This is a genomic window from Streptomyces sp. Ag109_O5-10 (genome assembly GCF_900105755.1).
Taxonomy (GTDB): domain Bacteria; phylum Actinomycetota; class Actinomycetes; order Streptomycetales; family Streptomycetaceae; genus Streptomyces.
Window position 1 is genome coordinate 4,049,083 of the sequence record NZ_FNTQ01000001.1, and the last position, 18,450, is coordinate 4,067,532.

The window sequence follows — 18,450 nt, forward strand, 5'->3', positions numbered from 1 at the left end:
AGGGCCCCTTGTTCATGCCGGCGTCACGCCCCGAGCAGGGCCCGTACCCGGTCCTGCCCGACCGCGAGCAGCAGCGTGGGCAGCCGCGGCCCCGTGTCCCGGCCCACCAGCAGGTGGTACAGGAGCGCGAAGAACGTCCGCTGGGCCGTCTTGATCTCCGGCGGCAGTTCCTTCGGGGTGGCGTCGGCGGAGAACCCGGCCTGGACCTTGGGCACGCCGTACACGAGGTGGGTCAGCCCGTCGAGCGACCAGTGGTCGGCGAGCCCGTCGAGCAGCAGCCGTACCGACTGCTGGGACGCCTCGTCGAGGGACTTCAGCAGTTCGGCGTCCGGCTCGTCCCGCACGATCGTGCGCTGGTCGGCCGGCACCTGGGTGTTGATCCAGGCCTCGGCCTTGTCGTACCGCGGCCGGGCCTCGTCCACCGAGCCCAGCGGGTTGGCCGGGTCCAGCTCGCTGAGGATGCGCAGCGCCTGGTCCTCGTGCCCGGCCGTGATGTCGGCGACGGAGGCGAGGGTCCGGTACGGCAGCGGGCGCGGCGTCCGGGGCAGCTCGCCGACGGCCGTGCGGACGGCACGCGAGTGCGCGGCGATGTCACCGGGCAGCGCGGACCCGTCCGCGACCTTGGCGTCCAGCTTGTCCCACTCGTCGTAGAGGCGCTGGATCTCCTGGTCGAAGGCGATCTTGAAGGACTGGTTGGGCCTGCGCCGGGCGTAGAGCCAGCGCAGGATCTGCGGCTCCATGATCTTCAGCGCGTCGGCCGGGGTGGGCACTCCGCCCCGGGAGGACGACATCTTCGCCATGCCGCTGATGCCCACGAAGGCGTACATGGGCCCGATGGGCTGCTTGCCCCCGAAGATCCCGACGATCTGCCCGCCGACCTGGAACGACGACCCCGGCGACGAATGGTCCACCCCGCTCGGCTCGAAGATCACGCCCTCGAAGGCCCACCGCATGGGCCAGTCGACCTTCCAGACCAGCTTGCCGCGGTTGAACTCGCTGAGCCGGACGGTCTCGGAGAACCCGCACTCGTCGCAGGTGTAGCTCAGCTCGGTGGTGTCGTCGTCGTACGCCGTGACGGTGGTGAGGTCCTTGCCGCAGGAGCCGCAGTACGGCTTGTACGGGAAGTACCCGGCGGAGCCGGACGAGCCGTCGTCCTCGCTCGCCGCGCCCGAGCCCTCCTCGGCCTCCAGCTCGGCCTCGTCGACGGCCTTCTGCTGGGGCTTCTTGCCGGTCTTCGGCTTGGTCCGGTACTGGGCGAGGATCGCGTCGATGTCACCGCGGTGCTTCATGGCGTGCAGGATCTGCTCGCGGTACACGCCGGAGGTGTACTGCGCGGTCTGGCTGATCCCGTCGAACTCCACGCCCAGCTCGGCCAGCGACTCGATCATCGCGGCCTTGAAGTGCTCGGCCCAGTTCGGGTACGCGGAGCCGTGCGGGGCGGGCACCGAGGTGAGCGGCTTGCCGATGTGCTCGGCCCAGGACTCGTCGACGCCGGCGATCCCGGCCGGGACCTTGCGGTAGCGGTCGTAGTCGTCCCAGGAGATCAGGTGCCGGACCTGGTGCCCGCGCCGCCGCACCTCGTCGGCGACCAGGTGCGGGGTCATGACCTCGCGGAGGTTGCCGAGGTGGATGGGCCCTGACGGCGAGAGCCCGGACGCGACGACGACGGGTTTGCCCGGGGCCCGACGCTCCGACTCCTCGATGACCTCATCCGCGAAACGGGAGACCCAGTCGGTGGTCTCGGTGCTCTGAGCCACGATCGGCACGTCCTTCTTTCTGGCACGGGACAGCCGGTACGGTCGCACGGCTGACCGCTCCATTGTCCCAGCCGAGGTCGAATCCACGAAAACGGGTTATCGGGGCGCCCCTGAGAGGCGGCGACGCCGCCGTTCGGGGGGCGCAGCCGCCGTCCCGGGGGGCGCGGGGAACTGCGCCCGGGAGGCGGCGCAGCCGCCGTCCGGGGGGCGCGGGGAACTGCGCGACCAGCCCCCACGGCGCCGCACCCGGCAGCACACCGCCGCTCCCGAGCTCGTAGCCGCGAAAACCCCTTTACCCCCCGTGAAATACTGGACCCGTCTACCAAACCCCACGAGGAGAAACGGCTCCCACCCCATGGCCCCGGTCACGCCCCTCAGCGCCTCCGTCAACCAGCAGCTCACCGACGCCCTGTCCGCCGCCCTGCCGGAGGCCACCGTCGACCCGCTGCTGCGACGCAGCGACCGGGCCGACTACCAGGCGAACGGCATCCTCGCCGCCGCCAAGAAGGCCAAGGCGAACCCGCGGGAGCTGGCGACCCAGGTCGTCTCCCACATCACCACCGGCGCGGACCTGATCCAGGACGTCGAGGTCTCCGGCCCCGGCTTCCTCAACATCACCCTCTCCGACAGGGCGATCACCGAGAACCTGGCCGCCCGGTACGCGGACGGCGACCGGCTCGGCGTGGCCGCCAAGGCCGACCCGGGCATCACGGTCATCGACTACGCCCAGCCGAACGTGGCCAAGGAGATGCACGTCGGCCACCTGCGCTCCGCGGTGATCGGCGACGCCCTGCGCGGCATGCTCGACTTCACCGGCGAGCGGACGATCGGCCGGCACCACATCGGCGACTGGGGCACCCAGTTCGGCATGCTCATCCAGTACCTGATCGAGAACCCGGACCAGCTGTCCCCGGAGACCGACACGGACGGCGAGCAGGCCATGTCGAACCTGAACCGGGTCTACAAGGCGTCCCGGGCGGTCTTCGACACGGACGAGGCGTTCAAGGAGCGGGCGCGGAAGCGGGTGGTCGCCCTGCAGTCCGGCGACAAGGAGACCCTCGACCTGTGGCAGCGGTTCGTGGACGAGTCGAAGGTCTACTTCTACTCGGTCTTCGAGAAGCTGGACATGGAGATCCGGGACGACGAGATCGTCGGCGAGTCGGCGTACAACGACGGCATGCCCGAGACCGCCCGGCTGCTGGAGGAGATGGGCGTCGCGGTCCGCTCCGAGGGCGCCCTGGTCGTCTTCTTCGACGACATCCGGGGCAAGGACGACCAGCCGGTCCCGCTGATCGTGCAGAAGGCGGACGGCGGCTTCGGCTACGCGGCCTCCGACCTGACCGCGATCCGCAACCGGGTCCGGGACCTGCACGCCACCTCGCTGCTCTACGTCGTGGACGTCCGCCAATCGCTGCACTTCAAGATGGTCTTCGAGGCGGCCCGGCGGGCGGGCTGGCTCACCGACGAGGTCACCGCGCACAACATGGGCTACGGCACGGTGCTGGGCGCGGACGGCAAGCCGTTCAAGACCCGTGAGGGCGAGACCGTCCGGCTGGAGGACCTGCTGGACGAGGCCGTGCAGCGGGCCGCCGAGGTGGTCCGGGAGAAGGCCCAGGACCTGACCGAGGACGAGATCCAGGAGCGGGCCCAGCAGGTCGGCATCGGGGCCGTGAAGTACGCGGACCTGTCGACGTCGCCGAACCGGGACTACAAGTTCGACCTGGACCAGATGGTCTCGCTGAACGGCGACACGTCCGTCTACCTCCAGTACGCGTACGCCCGGATCCGGTCGATCCTGCGCAAGGCGGGAGAGGTCCGGCCCGCCGCCCACCCGGAGCTGGAACTGCACGCGGCGGAGCGGGCGTTGGGCCTGCACGTGGACGCGTTCGGCGACACCGTCTTCGAGGCGGCGGCGGAGTACGCCCCGCACAAGCTGGCCGCGTACCTGTACCAGCTGGCGTCCCTCTACACGTCGTTCTACGACAAGTGCCCGGTCCTCAAGGCCGACACCCCGCAGCAGGTGGAGAACCGCCTCCTCCTGTGCGACATCACGGCCCGCACCCTGCACCAGGGCATGGCGCTGCTGGGCATCAGGACGCCCGAGAAGCTCTGATCCCTGGTCGGGGACGGCGTTGTCAGTGGCGCCCCTTACAGTCACTGCCATGGCGACTCTTCCCAACCCGCTGCCCAAGCTGGCAACTGACCCGAGTGGTCGGTCGCTTGGGCTTCAACTCCCGCCCGGGACACTGCTCGACGACGCGCTGGACGGCCCGTGGCACGCGCCGTTGCTGTGGTACGCCGGGCAGCCCGCCGGGCCCGGGACCTGGACCGCGCTGGGCGCGCCTGCCGCCCGTGCGGGGCTGCTGCCGGTGCTCATCGACGTGTCCGAGCTCGACGACTGGGACTTCGCCCCCGAGGAGACGTCGTACCCGGGGGACCACGACGCCGACGAGGTGCTGGAGGACTACTGGGAGGAGGACCCGCCGGAGGGCGAGGAGTGGCCGGGGCTCGCCCCCTCCGCGGCGCTGGTAGCCGATCCGGACTCGCGGGCCGCGGACGTCGCCGACGCGCTGAGCCAGGGGCGGCCCTGGCTGAAGGAGCCGCATCTGGCGCTGGTGTCCGCCCGGCGCAGCGCGGACATACCGGCGGCCATCGGCTGGAGCGGCCCGGTGAACTACGAGGAGGACGTGGCCCGGCTGTCCGCGGTGCTGCGCTCCTGGGAGGACCGGTTCGGCGTCCGGCTGGTGGCGCTCGGCTTCGACCACCTCGCGCTGTCCGTCGCCGCCCCGCCCGCCGACCTCGACGAGGCGGAGGCGGTCGCCGCCGAGCACTTCGCCTTCTGCCCGTACGCCGTGCTGCCCGGCGAGGACGACACCCTCTCGTCGTACGCCGAGCGGCTGGTCGGCGAGCGGCTGTGGCACTTCTGGTGGGACTGAGCCCCGGCCCCGGCTAGCTGCCCAGGCCCTTGGCCAGCCTCCGCAGCCCTTCCGCGATCTGCTCCGGCGTCTGCGTCACGAAGCACAGCCGCAGCGTCGAGCGGTCGGGGTCGGCGGCGTAGAAGGGCTCGCCGGGGACGTAGGCCACGTTCTGCTCCACCACCTGGCGGAGCAGCGCGGTGGTGTCGTACGACGACGGGAGCCTGGCCCAGAGGAACATGCCGCCCTCGGGCCGGTCCCAGGTGGAGCCGGCCGGGAGGGCGTCGGCGAGGCCGGCGAGCATGGCGTCCCGGCGTTCGCCGTACACCGCGCGCACCTTGGCGACGTGGGTGTCGAGCACGTCCAGGTAGCGGGCGGCGGCGAGTTGGTTGAGGGTCGGGGTGTGCAGGTCGGCCGCCTGTTTGGCCACCGCGCAGGCGCGGCGCAGGGTGCCGGGGGCGCGGAGCCAGCCGAGCCGCAGGCCGGGGGCCATGACCTTGGAGAAGGAGCCGAGCAGGACCGTCCGGTCCTCGGCGCCGGGGAAGGACGCGATCCAGGGGATGTGGTCGCCGTCGTAGCGCAGTTCGCCGTAGGGGTCGTCCTCTATGATCCACAGGCCGTGCCGGGCGGCGGTCGTGGCCAGGGCGGCGCGGCGGGCTGCGGGCACGGTGCGGCCGGTGGGGTTCTGGAAGGTCGGGACGAGGTAGAGGAGTTTGGGCCGTTCGGCGCGGATGAGCTCCTCCAGGGCGGCCGGGTCGACGCCGTCCGCGTCCCCGGGCACCGGCAGTACGCGTGCGCCGGCCAGTCCGAACACCTGAAGTGCCGCCAGGTAACAGGGGCTTTCGACGAGGATCGTGTCGCCGGGGTCGATCAGGGCGCTCGCGAGGAGGGAGAGCGCCTGCTGGGAGCCGGTGGTGACGAGGAGGTCGTCGGCCTCGGTGGACAGGCCCCGCGCGGAGATGCGTGCCGCGAGCCGCTGCCGCAGCGCCGGTTCGCCCTCGGTCGTCGAGTACTGCAGGGCCCGCTCCGGCACCTCCCCGAGGACCGTGTGGAAGGCGGCGGCGATGCCCTCCCGGTCGAAGAGTTCGGGGGCCGGGAGCCCGCCCGCGAAGTTGATCACCTCGGGCCGGGCGGTGACCGCGAGGATCTCCCGCACGGGTGACCCGCCGACGGTCCGGGACCGGGCGGCGAGCGGCGGCAGTTGGGCAGAGCCAGCCGCGGGGGCAGGGGTGACGGTCATGGACGGCTCCTCCGGCTGATCCTCGTCTTGGCTGGAGCGTAGAGAGGTACGTGCCGTCTACACCGGTGATTCCGCGATGCGGACGAGCGGCGCGGGATCCGTGTTCCGGGGTGCTCGGTCGTCCCGTGCCGCCGTCCCACGCGGCGTGATCCGCGCAGTTCAGCGGGGTGGACCGGGCTCAGGCGTCCCGAATCGCCCGTGAAGTCTGGCGGTTCGGCCGGGCCGCACCACAGGCTGAGGATGCTTCGGGACCGCCGACCGCGCCGAGATCGTCAAGGGAGCCCTCGTATGTCCGCCACGCACCGCACCCCGGCCGCGGGCCGCCGCCGTGTCCTCGCGGCAGCCGCCCTGGCGCTGGTCGCCGCGACCGCACTGAGCGGGTGCCGGGACGGCCAGGGCGTACGCGACGAGGGCCCGTCCTCCTCCGCGGCCCGCGTCCGGCCCGGCGCCGATCCCGCCCGGGGCCCGGCACCCGGGCCCTTGGCGCCGACGCCCGCGCAGACGTCCTGAACGCGCCCCGGGGGAACCGTCGTCCGCGGTCAGCCCAGCATCCGGGCGGCCTCCACCGCCCAGTAGGTGAGGATGTTCTGCGCGCCGGCCCGCCTGATGCCGGTCAGGGTCTCCAGGATCGCGCGGTCACGGTCGATCCAGCCCTTCTCGGCGGCGGCCTCGATCATCGAGTACTCGCCGGAGATCTGGTAGGCGGCGACCGGCACGTCCACCGAGTCGGCGACCCGCGCGAGGATGTCGAGGTAGGGCCCGGCCGGCTTGACCATCACCATGTCGGCCCCCTCCTCCAGGTCGAGGGCGAGTTCCCGCAGCGACTCCCGCACGTTGGCGGGGTCCTGCTGGTAGGTCTTGCGGTCGCCCTTCAGCGAGGACCCGACGGCCTCGCGGAAGGGGCCGTAGAAGGCGGAGGCGTACTTCGCGGTGTAGGCGAGGATCGCGACGTCCTCGCGGCCGATCTGGTCGAGCGCGTCGCGGACGACACCGATCTGGCCGTCCATCATCCCGCTGGGCCCGACGACATGGGCGCCCGCGTCGGCCTGCACCTGGGCCATCTCGGCGTACCGCTCCAGCGTGGCGTCGTTGTCGACGCGGCCCTCGGCGTCGAGGACCCCGCAGTGCCCGTGGTCGGTCGTCTCGTCGAGACAGAGATCGGACATCACGAGCAGGTCGTCGCCGACCTCGGCGCGCACGTCCCGCAGCGCGACCTGCAGAATCCCGTCCGGGTCGGTACCGGGGGTCCCGAGGGCGTCCTTCTTCCCCTCCTCCGGCACCCCGAACAGCATGATCCCGGAGATGCCCGCCTCGACCGCCTCGGCGGCCGCCTTCTTCAGGCTGTCCCTGGTGTGCTGCACGACGCCGGGCATGGCGGCGATCGGCACCGGCTCGCTCACCCCCTCCCTGACGAACGCCGGGAGGATGAAGTCCGCGGGGTGCAGCCGGGTCTCGGCGACCATGCGCCGCATGACGGGGGTGGTCCGCAGCCGCCGCGGCCGCGTGCCGGGGAAGGAGCCGTACTTCGTCATGCCCTCTACGCTACGCCCGCCACAAGAGCACCCTTACCGACTCGGCGTCGGCGCCCCCGAAGCGGCGCTGGGGCACCCCGTCCGAAGGCTGACCCACCCCGTCCGAAGGCTGACCCACCCCGTCCGAAGGCTGACCCACCCCGTCCGAAGGCTGACCCACCCCGTCCGAAGGCTGACCCACCCCGGCCGACGGCTGGGGCAGGAACCGCGCGCCCAGCCTCCCCGCACCCGCGGACGACCGGCGACACGCGAAAGGGGGCCCGGGGGCGCAGCCCCGGACCCCCTCACCTCACGTAGCTCACGCGGCTCACGTGGTGGTGCGCCTCCTGCGCGCCCCCGGCCGCCGCTCGCTCGGCCGGGTCACCGGATCGCCGGCCTCCAGCGCGCTCGCGCGCCTGCGCAGACCGAACTCCGCCAGCGCCTCCGCCAGCTTCGCGGCCGACGGCTCCGGAGCCATCACGTCCACCCGCAGCCCGTGCTCCTCGGCCGTCTTGGCCGTGGCGGGCCCGATGCAGGCGATCACCGTGACGTTGTGCGGCTTCCCGGCGATGCCCACCAGGTTCCGCACGGTCGACGACGACGTGAAGAGCACCGCGTCGAAGCCGCCGCCCTTGATCGCCTCCCGGGTGTCGGCCGGCGGCGGCGACGCCCGCACCGTCCGGTAGGCGGTCACGTCGTCCACCTCCCACCCGAGTTCGATGAGCCCGGCGACCAGCGTCTCGGTGGCGATGTCGGCGCGCGGCAGGAAGACGCGGTCGATCGGGTCGAAGACCGGGTCGTAGGGCGGCCAGTCCTCCAGCAACCCCGCGGCGCTCTGCTCACCGCTCGGCACCAGATCCGGCTTCACGCCGAAGGCGACCAGCGCCTTCGCGGTCTGCTCGCCCACCGCCGCGACCTTGATCCCGGCGAAGGCACGGGCGTCGAGCCCGTACTCCTCGAACTTCTCCCGGACCGCCTTGACGGCGTTGACCGAGGTGAAGGCGATCCACTCGTAGCGTCCGGTGACGAGCCCCTTCACGGCCCGCTCCATCTGCTGGGGCGTGCGCGGCGGCTCGACGGCGATCGTCGGCACCTCGTGCGGCACGGCACCGTACGACCGCAGCTGGTCGGAGAGGGACGCCGCCTGCTCCTTCGTGCGCGGCACGAGCACCTTCCAGCCGAACAGCGGCTTGGACTCGAACCACGACAACTGGTCGCGCTGGGCCGCGGCGGACCGCTCACCGACCACGGCTATCACCGGCCGGCCGCCGTCCGGCGAGGGCAGCACCTTCGCCTGCTTCAGGGTCTGCGCGATGGTGCCGAGGGTGGCGGTCCAGGTGCGCTGCCGGGTCGTCGTACCGGCGACGGTGACCGTCAGCGGGGTGTCCGGCTTGCGGCCGGCGGCGACCAGTTCCCCGGCGGCCGCGGCCACCGAGTCGAGGGTCGTCGACACGACCACCGTGCCGTCCGAGGCACCGACCTCGGTCCAGCACCGGTCCGAGGCGGTACGGGCGTCCACGAAGCGGACGTCCGCGCCCTGCGCGTCCCGCAGCGGCACACCGGCGTACGCCGGCACCCCCACCGCGGTCGCGACACCCGGCACGACCTCGAACGGCACACCCGCGGCCACGCAGGCGAGCATTTCCTCGGTCGCGTACGTATCAAGTCCCGGGTCCCCGGACACCGCACGGACGACCCGCCTGCCACCCCGCGCGGCCTCCATGACAAGATGAGCCGCATCCCGCACGGGCGGGAGGGAAGCGGTTGTTGACGCGCCGTCAACAACCGTGAGTTGAGGCGTGCCTGTGCCCGGATACGGGTCCGACGACGGATCCGGATTCGTGGTCACGACGGAGACGCCCTGCCTGGCGTGGCTTCTGATCACGTCGAGCACGTCGTGCTCGGCGACCAGGACGTCCGCGCTGGACAGTGCCTCCACGGCACGCAAGGTCAGCAGTCCCGGATCCCCGGGTCCGGCACCCAGGAAGGTGACGTGCCCGTGTTCCAGGCCGGCGGGAAGGTTGGTGGGGCTCACTGTGCTCGCTCCCCCATCAGACCGGCCGCGCCCTGGGCAAGCATCTCGGCGGCGAGTTCGCGACCGAGCGCCGTCGCCTGGTCGTATGTCTCGGGCACGGGACCGGTGGTGGACATCTGCACCGTACGGGTGCCGTCGGTCGTGCCGACGACGGCCCGCAGGCGCATTTCCTTGACAATCTGCCCGTCGGCCAGAAGGTCGGCAAGCGCGCCCACAGGGGCGGAGCAGCCGGCCTCCAGGGCGGCGAGCAGTGATCGCTCGGCGGTCACGGCGGCCCGCGTGAACGGGTCGTCGAGTTCCCCGAGCGCTGCGATGAGCTCCGCGTTGTCCGCGGCGCACTCGATCGCCAGTGCCCCCTGGCCGGGGGCGGGCAGAACCGTGTCGACCGACAGGAAGTCGGTCACCTCGTCGATGCGGCCGATGCGGCTCAGGCCGGCCGCCGCCAGCACGACGGCATCGAGTTCGCCGTCGCGTATGTATCCGATCCGGGTGTCGACGTTCCCCCGGATCGGCACGGTCTCGATGTCCAGCCCGTGGGCGAGCGCATACGCGTTCAGCTGCGCCGCCCGGCGCGGCGAACCGGTGCCGATGCGCGCCCCGCGCGGCAGGTCGGTGAACTTCAGCGCGTCCCGGGCGACGACCACGTCCCGCGGGTCCTCGCGCACCGGTACGGCCGCCAGCACCAGGTCGGCGGGCTGGGTGGTCGGGAGGTCCTTGAGCGAGTGAACCGCGAAGTCGACCTCGCCGCGCAGCAGCGCGTCCCGCAGGGCGGTCACGAAGACGCCCGTGCCACCGATCTGTGCGAGGTGCTCGCGGGAGGTGTCGCCGTACGTGGTGATCTCCACGAGTTCGACGGGCCGGCCGGTCACCCGGTGTACGGCCTCCGCCACCTGCCCGGACTGGGCCATGGCGAGTCTGGATCGCCTGGTCCCCAGCCGCAGTGGCTTCAGTGGATTGTCACTCATGCCGGTCGGTCCTTCTCGTCTGTGCTGTCCACGGCCCGGGAGACGGCGGCCACCGTCTCGGGGTCGAGGTCGAACAGGGTCCGCAGCGCGTCCGCGTACCCGGCGCCGCCGGGCTCGGCCGCGAGCTGCTTGACCCGTACGGTCGGCGCGTGCAGCAGCTTGTCGACGACCCGGTGCACGGCCTGCCGGATCTCGCCGCGCTGGCGTTCGTCCAGGTCGGGCAGGCGTCCGTCGAGCCGTGCGATCTCGCCCGCGACGACGTCGGCGGCCATCGTCCGCAGCGCCACCACGGTGGGCGTGATGTGCGCCGCCCGCTGGGCCGCGCCGAAGGCGGCGACCTCGTCCGAAACGATCCTCCGCACCTGGTCCACGTCGGCCGCCATCGGCGCGTCCGCGGACGCCTCCGCCAGCGACTCGATGTCGACCAGCCGCACCCCGGCCAGCCGGTGCGCGGCCGCGTCGATGTCGCGGGGCATGGCGAGGTCGAGGAGGAAGAGCGCGGGGGCGGGCCGGGCGAACCCGGCGACCGGCTCCGGCCTGCGCCGCTCCGGGATCCGGCCGACCCGGGCGGCGGCCGCGGCCAGCGCCCCGATCAGCTCGGCCTCGGCCTCGGGGCTCTCGGGCGCACGACGGCCGGTCTCCCGGATGTCGACGGTCCCGTTGTCCACCCAGGCCGCGTGCTGCTCCAGCTCCGCCGCGGCCATCCCGGCGACGGCGGCCTCGCCCATCACGGAGAAACCGCTCTGCTCGGCGGTGAGGTCGAGGGGGCAGTTCTCGTCGGCGGCGAGTCCGGCGGCGGCGGAGGGCGGCTGCTTCGGCGCCCGCCGTACGTCGATCTCGGCGACCGGCTCACCCGTGCGGCCCTCGACCGCCGCGGCGACGGCCTCCGCGGTCAGCACCACCCCCGTCGCCCCCGTGCAGGAGACGGCGACGTCGGCACGTGTCAGCTCGCCCGGCACCGCGTCCATCGGTACCGCGCGGGCCACCACGTCCGTGTCGTCGGCGTCGTTCAGGATCTGCGCGAGCCGTTCCGCACGGTCGTACGTGCGGTTCGCCACGACGATCTCCGCGACCCCCGCCCGCGCCAGCGTCGCCGCGGCCAGCGAGGACATCGATCCGGCGCCGATGACCAGCGCCTTCTTGCCCTTGGCCCAGTCCTCCACAGCGCCGCCGGCGGCCAGCTGCTCGAGGCCGAAGGTGACCAGGGACTGTCCGGCCCGGTCGATCCCGGTCTCGGAGTGGGCGCGTTTGCCGACCCTGAGCCCCTGCTGGAACAGGTCGTTCATCAGCCGCCCGGCGCTGTGCAGCTCCTGCGCGCGGGCCAGGGAGTCCTTGATCTGCCCGAGGATCTGCCCCTCGCCGACCACCATCGAGTCGAGCCCGCAGGCCACCGAGAACAGGTGGTGGACGGCACGGTCCTCGTAGTGCACGTAGAGATAGGGGGTGAGCTCGTCGAGTCCGACCCCGCTGTGCTGGGCGAGCAGCGTGGACAGCTCGGCGACCCCGGCGTGGAACTTGTCCACGTCGGCGTAGAGCTCGATGCGGTTGCAGGTGGCGAGGACCGCGGCCTCGGTGGCCGGCTCGGCGGCGACCGTGTCCTGGACCAGCTTGACCTGGGCGTCCGCGCCGAGGGCGGCCCGCTCCAGGACGCTGACGGGGGCACTGCGGTGGCTCAGCCCGACGACGAGCAGACTCATGCCGGCATCACGGCGGGTACGTCCCCGTCGGGTCCCTGCTCACCGGCGTCCTGGTGGGCGGCGGCCGGCGCGGCCGCGCTCTCGTGCTCCTCGCCCGCCTTGCGCTGCTCGTGGAAGGCGAGGATCTGCAGCTCGATGGAGAGGTCGACCTTGCGTACGTCGACGCCGTCCGGGACGGAGAGCACGGTCGGCGCGAAGTTCAGGATGGAGGTGACCCCGGCGGCCACCAGGCGGTCGCACACCTGCTGGGCGACGCCCGGCGGGGTGGTGATCACGCCGATGGAGACGCCGTTGTCGGAGATGATCTTCTCCAGGTCGTCGCTGTGCTGCACGGCGATCCCGGCGACCTGCCGTCCGGTCATCGCCGGGTCGGCGTCGATCAGGGCGGCGACCCGGAAGCCACGGGAGGCGAACCCGCCGTAGTTGGCCAGGGCGGCGCCCAGGTTTCCGATGCCGACGATCACGACCGGCCAGTCCTGGGTCAGGCCCAGCTCACGGGAGATCTGGTAGACGAGATACTCGACGTCGTAGCCGACACCGCGTGTTCCGTACGAACCCAGGTAGGAGAAGTCCTTGCGCAGCTTGGCGGAGTTGACTCCCGCGGCCGCGGCCAGTTCCTCCGAGGAGACCGTGGGGACCGAGCGCTCCGACAGTGCGGTCAGAGCGCGGAGGTACAGCGGAAGCCGGGCGACGGTGGCCTCGGGGATCCCTCGGCTGCGGGTCGCCGGTCGGTGAGTTCGGCCAGTTGCCACGGTGCTCCAACAGGTTGAGCGGGGCTGCGGACGGTCACACGTACCCAGACCGCCCCGTCGACAGCAGGCTATGTCTTTGTGAACGCGTGCACAAAGATGGTGTCCGATTTGCCCGGCCAACGTGACCGGGGTCACGCGCCCCCGGCGCAGCTGTCCGGAACCGGCGCACAAGCGCTCGCGCTCCCTCTCTATTGGGGGCAAAACCGTACACACTCCTCACGCATCCCGCCCCCGAGACCAAGCCGCCGTCGATCCTAAGCGACTTTTCCAGCCGGTTTGGACTAGTCGGTCAGTGCCTTGCGGAGCCGTTCCTCGTTCACGCGCCAGAAGGTGTGCTGTTCGCCGTCGACGAGTACCACGGGGATCTGTTCCCAGTAGAGATCGTGCAGTCGTGAATCCTGGGTGATGTCCTGCTGCTCCCAGGGCACTCCGAGGTCGCCGCACACCTTCTCGACCACGACCTGTGCGTCATCACACAGATGGCAGCCGGGTTTACGGATGAGGGTGACCGATCGCGCACTCGGCGCGGGCGCCTTCCGGCCAAAGAGGGGACTCATGACGTCCATTGTCCCGCCCCTGGGAGGGCATGTCCGCCGTCTTCTGCACGGGTTCTTCGCCTTGTTTAACGACCCGGTCGCGGAGAGTTCACACCGTGCCAACTCCCGTGACTCCGGAACTCCCGAACAGACTGGCTATGCTCACGACATGGCCGCTCTCGGATGGCTCACTCCCCGTAGGCGCTCCGCCACGGCGCGGAGCGTGTTGGCAGGCGAGGCCTCGGCGGAGGCCGCGCGCAAGAACCAGGAAGCGACGGCGCCCCTCGACGAGGCCGCGGAGCCGGACTTCCCGGTGCTCGGCGACGACAAGGCCGCCGCGTTCTTCGACCTGGACAACACCGTCATGCAGGGCGCCGCCATCTTCCACTTCGGCCGCGGCCTGTACAAACGGAAGTTCTTCGAGACCCGCGACCTCGCCCGGTTCGCCTGGCAGCAGGCGTGGTTCCGGCTGGCCGGCGTCGAGGACCCCGAGCACATGCAGGACGCCCGCGACTCGGCCCTCTCCATCGTCAAGGGCCACCGTGTCGCCGAGCTCCAGACCATCGGCGAGGAGATCTACGACGAGTACATGGCCGAGCGCATCTGGCCCGGCACCCGCGCCCTCGCCCAGGCCCACCTGGACGCGGGCCAGAAGGTGTGGCTCGTCACCGCGGCCCCGGTGGAGATCGCCGGCGTGATCGCCCGCCGGCTGGGCCTGACCGGCGCGCTGGGCACGGTCGCCGAGTCGGTGAACGGCGTCTACACCGGCAAGCTGGTCGGCGAGCCCCTGCACGGGCCCGCCAAGGCGGAGGCGGTACGCGCCCTGGCCGCCGCCGAGGGCCTCGACCTCTCCCGCTGCGCGGCCTACAGCGACTCGCACAACGACATCCCGATGCTCTCCCTGGTCGGCCACCCCTACGCCATCAACCCCGACACCAAGCTGCGCAAACACGCCCGCGAACTGGACTGGCGGCTGCGCGACTACCGCACGGGGCGCAAGGCGGCGAAGGTAGGCATCCCGGCGGCGGCCGGGGTCGGCGCGGTGGCCGGTGGCACCGCGGCCGCGATCGCGTTGAGCCGACGGCGTCGATAGTTCGGCGCCGACCGGGCAGGACATCGCCGTAGCACCGCGGCCCGTTCCCGCCTGCGCGTACGACGTGGCTGGTCACACAGCTCCCCGCGCCCCTCACCGGGCGCTGCCCAGCCGTGCCCTTTGAGCGGCACCCCCCGCCACGCGCCCCGAATTATCGCGCCGTCACCCCAACACGCCCCGCACATCGCCGAAACCCGCACGTTTTCGTTCAACAACCGGTCACTCTAGGGCTCTTGAGGCGGCTCCAAACGGTTACAGAAGCGACGCAATCGATGATTTGAGCAACTCGGTGTAGCAGTGCCTGCACGAAGCGTTATTCTCCTCAGACGCAAACCGGTTCCCCTCCGTCGCTACGACGGGTGAAAGGTTCCGTACTGCACGTGATGGAAGCTCTGCCTCTGGGAGTCCCGTGTACCCACACGTCGGGGTTGACGCCTCGGGCCTGGCTACGCTGCGCGCAACAGTCGCGACGGTCAAAGAGACGCTGCGCGGCCTTGTCCCGACCGCGTACGCCGTCCCCGCCTTCGCCACCGCCGCCCCCGTCGGCCCGTGCTACGCACTGGCCGACGGCATGGAACAGGTGCCGGCGCGCAGCGCCGTCGTCGAGGGCCGCCGGTCCGGCGACGGCCGGGGGGTGGGCAGACGCGGCCGCAGCACCGGTGCCGGCACCGGCACCACCACCCGCCGCCCGGCCGCGGACAGCGACAGCGCCCGGATGATGGACCTCGTGGAGCGCGCCCAGGCCGGCGAGGCCGACGCCTTCGGGCGCCTCTACGACCAGTACAGCGACACCGTGTACCGGTACATCTACTACCGCGTCGGCGGCAAGGCGACCGCCGAGGACCTGACCAGCGAGACGTTCCTGCGGGCGCTCAGAAGGATCGGCACCTTCACCTGGCAGGGCCGTGACTTCGGCGCCTGGCTGGTCACGATCGCCCGCAACCTGGTCGCCGACCACTTCAAGTCGAGCCGCTTCCGCCTGGAGGTCACCACCGGCGAGATGCTCGACGCCAACGAGGTCGAGCGCTCCCCCGAGGACTCCGTCCTGGAGTCCCTCTCCAACGCGGCCCTGCTCGACGCCGTACGACGCCTCAACCCCCAGCAGCAGGAGTGCGTGACGCTCCGCTTCCTCCAGGGACTCTCGGTCGCCGAGACCGCCCGCGTGATGGGCAAGAACGAGGGCGCCATCAAGACCCTCCAGTACCGGGCCGTGCGCACTCTCGCCCGGCTCCTCCCGGACGACGCCCGCTGAACCGGCCACCCTGGGCGACGCTCAACTCACGCTCCGTCAAGGTGCGTTGCCTTTCTCAGCCGATCACCGGCCGTCCGTAACCCAAGTGCCGAGCCGCTCGTTGTGCGGGATACAGGCTCCCTGTGGTCACGTCCGGCCAGCCCCGATCACCCGATCGTGTGGACTGGTTGAGGGCGTGCAACCCTCAGGACCCCCTGGGGAGTCGACCGTGATGACGAGAGGAGGTGCCGCCAGTGATCGCGAACGTATCGGCCCACCGGCGGGCGAACGCCTTCGCCCAGGCTCTGGAGGAGCAGCCCGACCGGGACCCGGCGGCCGAGCCGTCCGGAGAACCGGCGAGCGATCCACCGGCCGCCCCGGACCGGGCCGAACGGACCGAGCGGGGCGAGCTGTTGGCCCTGGCGACCGGGCTCGCCGCGCTGCCCAAGCCAGAGCTCGACCCGGAGGTCAAGGTCGTCCAGCGGGCCCAGCTGGTGGCCGCGATGGAGGCCATGCTGGCGGAGGGCACCCTGGGCGGGGCGGCGGACGCTTCGGTACCCGAGCAGCGCGCGTCCCGTGCCAAGGGCGCGCACCGGGCCAGTCCGCTGGGCAAGCTGCGGCCGCGTTCCCGGCTCACCAAGGGGCTCGCCGCGGGCGGCCTGAGCGTCGGCGTGGCCGCCGGAGCCTTCGGCGGGGTCGCCGCCGCCAGCTCCGACGCCCTGCCCGGCGACTCCCTGTACGGCCTCAAACGCGGCATCGAGGACTTCAAGCTCAACTACCTGTCCGACGGCGACGACCAGCGCGGCCAGACGTACCTCGACCAGGCCTCGACCCGGCTGATGGAGGCCCGCCGGCTCATGGAGCGGGACCGCGGCGGTCACCTCGACCACGAGTCGATCGGCGAGATCCGCCGCACCCTGTCCGGGATGCAGCACGACGTCACCGAGGGCCACCGCCTGCTCCACGAGGCGTACGAGCGCGACCCGAACTCGCTGGGTCCCATCCAGGCCCTGTCCGCGTTCGCCCAGTCCCACCGCGAGGCCTGGGGCGCCCTGCGCGAGAGGCTGCCGGTCCAGCTCGGGGACGTCAGCCAGCAGGTGTCGTCGGTCTTCGACGCCATAGACCAAGAGGTCGCCCCGCTGCAGTCCCTGCTTCCCCAGCCGTCCCAGAACACCGGCGGCGGCACCGGCAGGCAGGACTCCGACCCGGCGTCCACCGGGTCCTCCGGCACCCACCGGTCGACGGCACCGTCCTCCTCCGGCAGCTCCTCCTCGGGCCACGAGACCGGCACCGGCAGCCCCAGCGGCTCGGCCTCCGGCAGCGCCGACAACGGCCTCATCGGCGGCACCACGGGCGGCCTCCTGGACCCCCCGAAGACCGGTTCCAGCACCCCGCCCCCGTCCAAGTCCGCCTCCAGCGCACCGGACGTCACCCTGCCCCCGCTCCTGCCGGGGCTGCTACCGGGCCTGGGCATCGACAGCCAGGACAGCGGCAACTGATCAACGCGGTGTCACCCCGCGCCCCTTCCGGGGCGCGGGGAACCGCGCGAGCCACCACGACGGCGCCGGGCTCGCCATCGCGCCTCAACCCACGACGGCGCTCAGAAGAAAACCGACCTCCGCTGCACAAGCAACTTGTACAGCGTGTGCTGAATCTGCTCCCGCACCTGATCCGTCAGATTGAACATCAGCATCGGATCCTCGGCCGCCTCCGGCGGATAGCCGTCCGTGGGAATCGGCTCCCCGAACTGAATCGTCCACTTCGTCGGCAACGGCACCGCCCCGAGCGGCCCCAGCCACGGAAACGTCGGCGTCAGCGGAAAGTACGGAATTCCCAGCACCCGCGCCAGCGTCTTCGCGTTGCCGATCATCGGGTAGATCTCCTCGGCCCCCACGACCGAGCAGGGAATGATCGGCACCCCCTGCCGCAGCGCCGTGGACACGAACCCGCCCCGCCCGAACCGCTGGAGCTTGTACCGCTCGCCGAAGGGCTTCCCGATGCCCTTGAACCCCTCCGGCATCACCCCGACCAGCTCCCCCTGGGTCAGCAGCCGTTCGGCGTCCTCCGTGCACGCGAGTGTGTGCCCCAGCTTCCGCGCCAGCTCGTTCACCACCGGCAGCACGAAGACCAGGTCGGCCGCGAGCAGCCTGAGGTGACGATTCGCCGGATGCCGGTCGTGCACGGCGACCTGCATCATCAGCCCGTCCAGCGGCAGCGTCCCGGAGTGGTTGGCAACGATCAGCGCACCACCGTGGGCGGGGATGTTCTCCATGCCCTTCACGTCGACACGGAAGTATTTCTCGTACACCGGCCGCAGCAGGGACATCAGGACCTGGTCGGTCAGCTCCTCGTCGTACCCGAAGTCGTCGACCTCGTACTCCCCGGTCAGCCGTCGCCGCAGGAACGCGAGTCCGCGTGCGACACGCTGCTCCAGGCCGGCCTCGTCGTGCGGCGGCTGCTTCACGCCCGTCTCAGGGTTCTCCCGGGTCACATGTACATCTTCCTGCGCGGGGATCCGCCCGGCGAGAGGCTGGACCCCACGCACCACCGCGGACTCGCGCCCCGCCGCGGGCTCGCGCCCCGCCGCCTGCTCGCCGCCGCCCTTGCGCCGGTTCCCCGCACCCCGGCGCCGGCCGGCCGGCCGCTGCACCGCAGCCCCGCGGGAGCGGTCGTCGTCGAACGGAATGACCTTGGCGTCCGCCATCGTTGCTGCGCTCC

15 protein-coding genes are annotated in these 18,450 nt (G+C 71.8%); 6 read left to right on the top strand and 9 right to left on the bottom strand.

The annotated features are described in order from the left end of the window. Positions 1 to 23 precede the first annotated feature (23 nt). Positions 24 to 1,766 (bottom strand): lysine--tRNA ligase, encoded by a 1,743-nt coding sequence (gene lysS, locus BLW82_RS18555; protein ID WP_093508122.1) that lies wholly within the window; start codon positions 1,764 to 1,766, stop codon positions 24 to 26. Positions 1,767 to 2,112: 346 nt separating this feature from the next. On the opposite strand from lysS, the gene argS reads away from it, so the two are divergent. Further along, on the top strand, positions 2,113 to 3,870 hold the full coding sequence (gene argS / locus BLW82_RS18560) for an arginine--tRNA ligase (protein WP_093499917.1): 1,758 nt from the start codon (positions 2,113 to 2,115) through the stop codon (positions 3,868 to 3,870). Positions 3,871 to 3,919: 49 nt separating this feature from the next. Further along, the gene (locus BLW82_RS18565; protein ID WP_093499919.1) at positions 3,920 to 4,693 is read left to right on the top strand and encodes a DUF4253 domain-containing protein; all 774 of its coding nucleotides are present in this window, start codon (positions 3,920 to 3,922) and stop codon (positions 4,691 to 4,693) included. Between the two features lie 13 nt (positions 4,694 to 4,706). Here BLW82_RS18565 and BLW82_RS18570 read toward each other — a convergent pair whose 3' ends face one another. After that, on the bottom strand, positions 4,707 to 5,912 hold the full coding sequence (locus tag BLW82_RS18570) for an aminotransferase-like domain-containing protein (RefSeq protein ID WP_093499921.1): 1,206 nt from the start codon (positions 5,910 to 5,912) through the stop codon (positions 4,707 to 4,709). A gap of 288 nt (positions 5,913 to 6,200) precedes the next feature. On the opposite strand from BLW82_RS18570, the gene BLW82_RS18575 reads away from it, so the two are divergent. Then, positions 6,201 to 6,422: a hypothetical protein gene (locus tag BLW82_RS18575; RefSeq protein ID WP_093499923.1), complete on the top strand. Its 222-nt coding sequence runs from the start codon at positions 6,201 to 6,203 to the stop codon at positions 6,420 to 6,422. A gap of 29 nt (positions 6,423 to 6,451) precedes the next feature. On the opposite strand, the gene hemB is transcribed toward BLW82_RS18575, so the two are convergent. From hemB to BLW82_RS18605, 6 genes are all read right to left on the bottom strand, one after another. Continuing rightward, entirely contained in the window at positions 6,452 to 7,444 is a 993-nt protein-coding gene (gene hemB, locus BLW82_RS18580; RefSeq protein WP_093499926.1) for a porphobilinogen synthase, read from the bottom strand. 307 nt (positions 7,445 to 7,751) lie between these two features. Further along, a complete protein-coding gene (locus BLW82_RS18585; protein ID WP_093499928.1) occupies positions 7,752 to 9,458 on the bottom strand; it encodes a bifunctional uroporphyrinogen-III C-methyltransferase/uroporphyrinogen-III synthase in 1,707 nt (568 codons plus the stop codon). Beyond that, complete coding sequence (gene hemC / locus BLW82_RS18590; protein ID WP_093499930.1) at positions 9,455 to 10,423, bottom strand: hydroxymethylbilane synthase; 969 nt, start codon at positions 10,421 to 10,423, stop codon at positions 9,455 to 9,457. Before hemC ends, BLW82_RS18585 begins: the two co-directional genes overlap by 4 nt. Further along, positions 10,420 to 12,120 (bottom strand): glutamyl-tRNA reductase, encoded by a 1,701-nt coding sequence (locus BLW82_RS18595; RefSeq protein WP_093499932.1) that lies wholly within the window; start codon positions 12,118 to 12,120, stop codon positions 10,420 to 10,422. The genes hemC and BLW82_RS18595 overlap by 4 nt, the downstream gene beginning before the upstream one ends. Continuing rightward, positions 12,117 to 12,872: a redox-sensing transcriptional repressor Rex gene (locus BLW82_RS18600; protein WP_093499935.1), complete on the bottom strand. Its 756-nt coding sequence runs from the start codon at positions 12,870 to 12,872 to the stop codon at positions 12,117 to 12,119. The genes BLW82_RS18595 and BLW82_RS18600 overlap by 4 nt, the downstream gene beginning before the upstream one ends. 281 nt (positions 12,873 to 13,153) lie before the next feature. Continuing rightward, positions 13,154 to 13,429: a glutaredoxin family protein gene (locus BLW82_RS18605; protein WP_093508123.1), complete on the bottom strand. Its 276-nt coding sequence runs from the start codon at positions 13,427 to 13,429 to the stop codon at positions 13,154 to 13,156. 148 nt (positions 13,430 to 13,577) lie between these two features. On the opposite strand from BLW82_RS18605, the gene BLW82_RS18610 reads away from it, so the two are divergent. The 3 genes from BLW82_RS18610 (at position 13,578) to BLW82_RS18620 (ending at position 17,231) form a co-directional block, all read left to right on the top strand. Further along, positions 13,578 to 14,501 (top strand): HAD family hydrolase, encoded by a 924-nt coding sequence (locus BLW82_RS18610; RefSeq protein WP_093499937.1) that lies wholly within the window; start codon positions 13,578 to 13,580, stop codon positions 14,499 to 14,501. Between the two features lie 409 nt (positions 14,502 to 14,910). Continuing rightward, complete coding sequence (locus BLW82_RS18615; RefSeq protein ID WP_093499939.1) at positions 14,911 to 15,753, top strand: ECF subfamily RNA polymerase sigma factor, BldN family; 843 nt, start codon at positions 14,911 to 14,913, stop codon at positions 15,751 to 15,753. A 233-nt stretch (positions 15,754 to 15,986) separates the two neighbouring features. Continuing rightward, positions 15,987 to 17,231, top strand: a complete 1,245-nt coding sequence (locus tag BLW82_RS18620) for a DUF5667 domain-containing protein (protein WP_093499941.1) — start codon at positions 15,987 to 15,989, stop codon at positions 17,229 to 17,231. Positions 17,232 to 17,332: 101 nt separating this feature from the next. On the opposite strand, the gene BLW82_RS18625 is transcribed toward BLW82_RS18620, so the two are convergent. Then, positions 17,333 to 18,436, bottom strand: a complete 1,104-nt coding sequence (locus BLW82_RS18625; RefSeq protein ID WP_093499943.1) for a lysophospholipid acyltransferase family protein — start codon at positions 18,434 to 18,436, stop codon at positions 17,333 to 17,335. Between the last annotated feature and the right edge of the window lie 14 nt (positions 18,437 to 18,450).

Coding starts and splice junctions, on each gene's coding strand:
- hemB (WP_093499926.1), bottom strand. CDS start 7,444: ATGACGAAGTACGGCTCCTTCCCCGGCACGCGGCCGCGGCGGCTGCGG.
- BLW82_RS18610 (WP_093499937.1), top strand. CDS start 13,578: ATGGCCGCTCTCGGATGGCTCACTCCCCGTAGGCGCTCCGCCACGGCG.
- BLW82_RS18625 (WP_093499943.1), bottom strand. CDS start 18,436: ATGGCGGACGCCAAGGTCATTCCGTTCGACGACGACCGCTCCCGCGGG.
- argS (WP_093499917.1), top strand. CDS start 2,113: ATGGCCCCGGTCACGCCCCTCAGCGCCTCCGTCAACCAGCAGCTCACC.
- BLW82_RS18575 (WP_093499923.1), top strand. CDS start 6,201: ATGTCCGCCACGCACCGCACCCCGGCCGCGGGCCGCCGCCGTGTCCTC.
- hemC (WP_093499930.1), bottom strand. CDS start 10,423: ATGAGTGACAATCCACTGAAGCCACTGCGGCTGGGGACCAGGCGATCC.
- BLW82_RS18565 (WP_093499919.1), top strand. CDS start 3,920: ATGGCGACTCTTCCCAACCCGCTGCCCAAGCTGGCAACTGACCCGAGT.
- BLW82_RS18570 (WP_093499921.1), bottom strand. CDS start 5,912: ATGACCGTCACCCCTGCCCCCGCGGCTGGCTCTGCCCAACTGCCGCCG.
- BLW82_RS18605 (WP_093508123.1), bottom strand. CDS start 13,429: ATGAGTCCCCTCTTTGGCCGGAAGGCGCCCGCGCCGAGTGCGCGATCG.
- BLW82_RS18595 (WP_093499932.1), bottom strand. CDS start 12,120: ATGAGTCTGCTCGTCGTCGGGCTGAGCCACCGCAGTGCCCCCGTCAGC.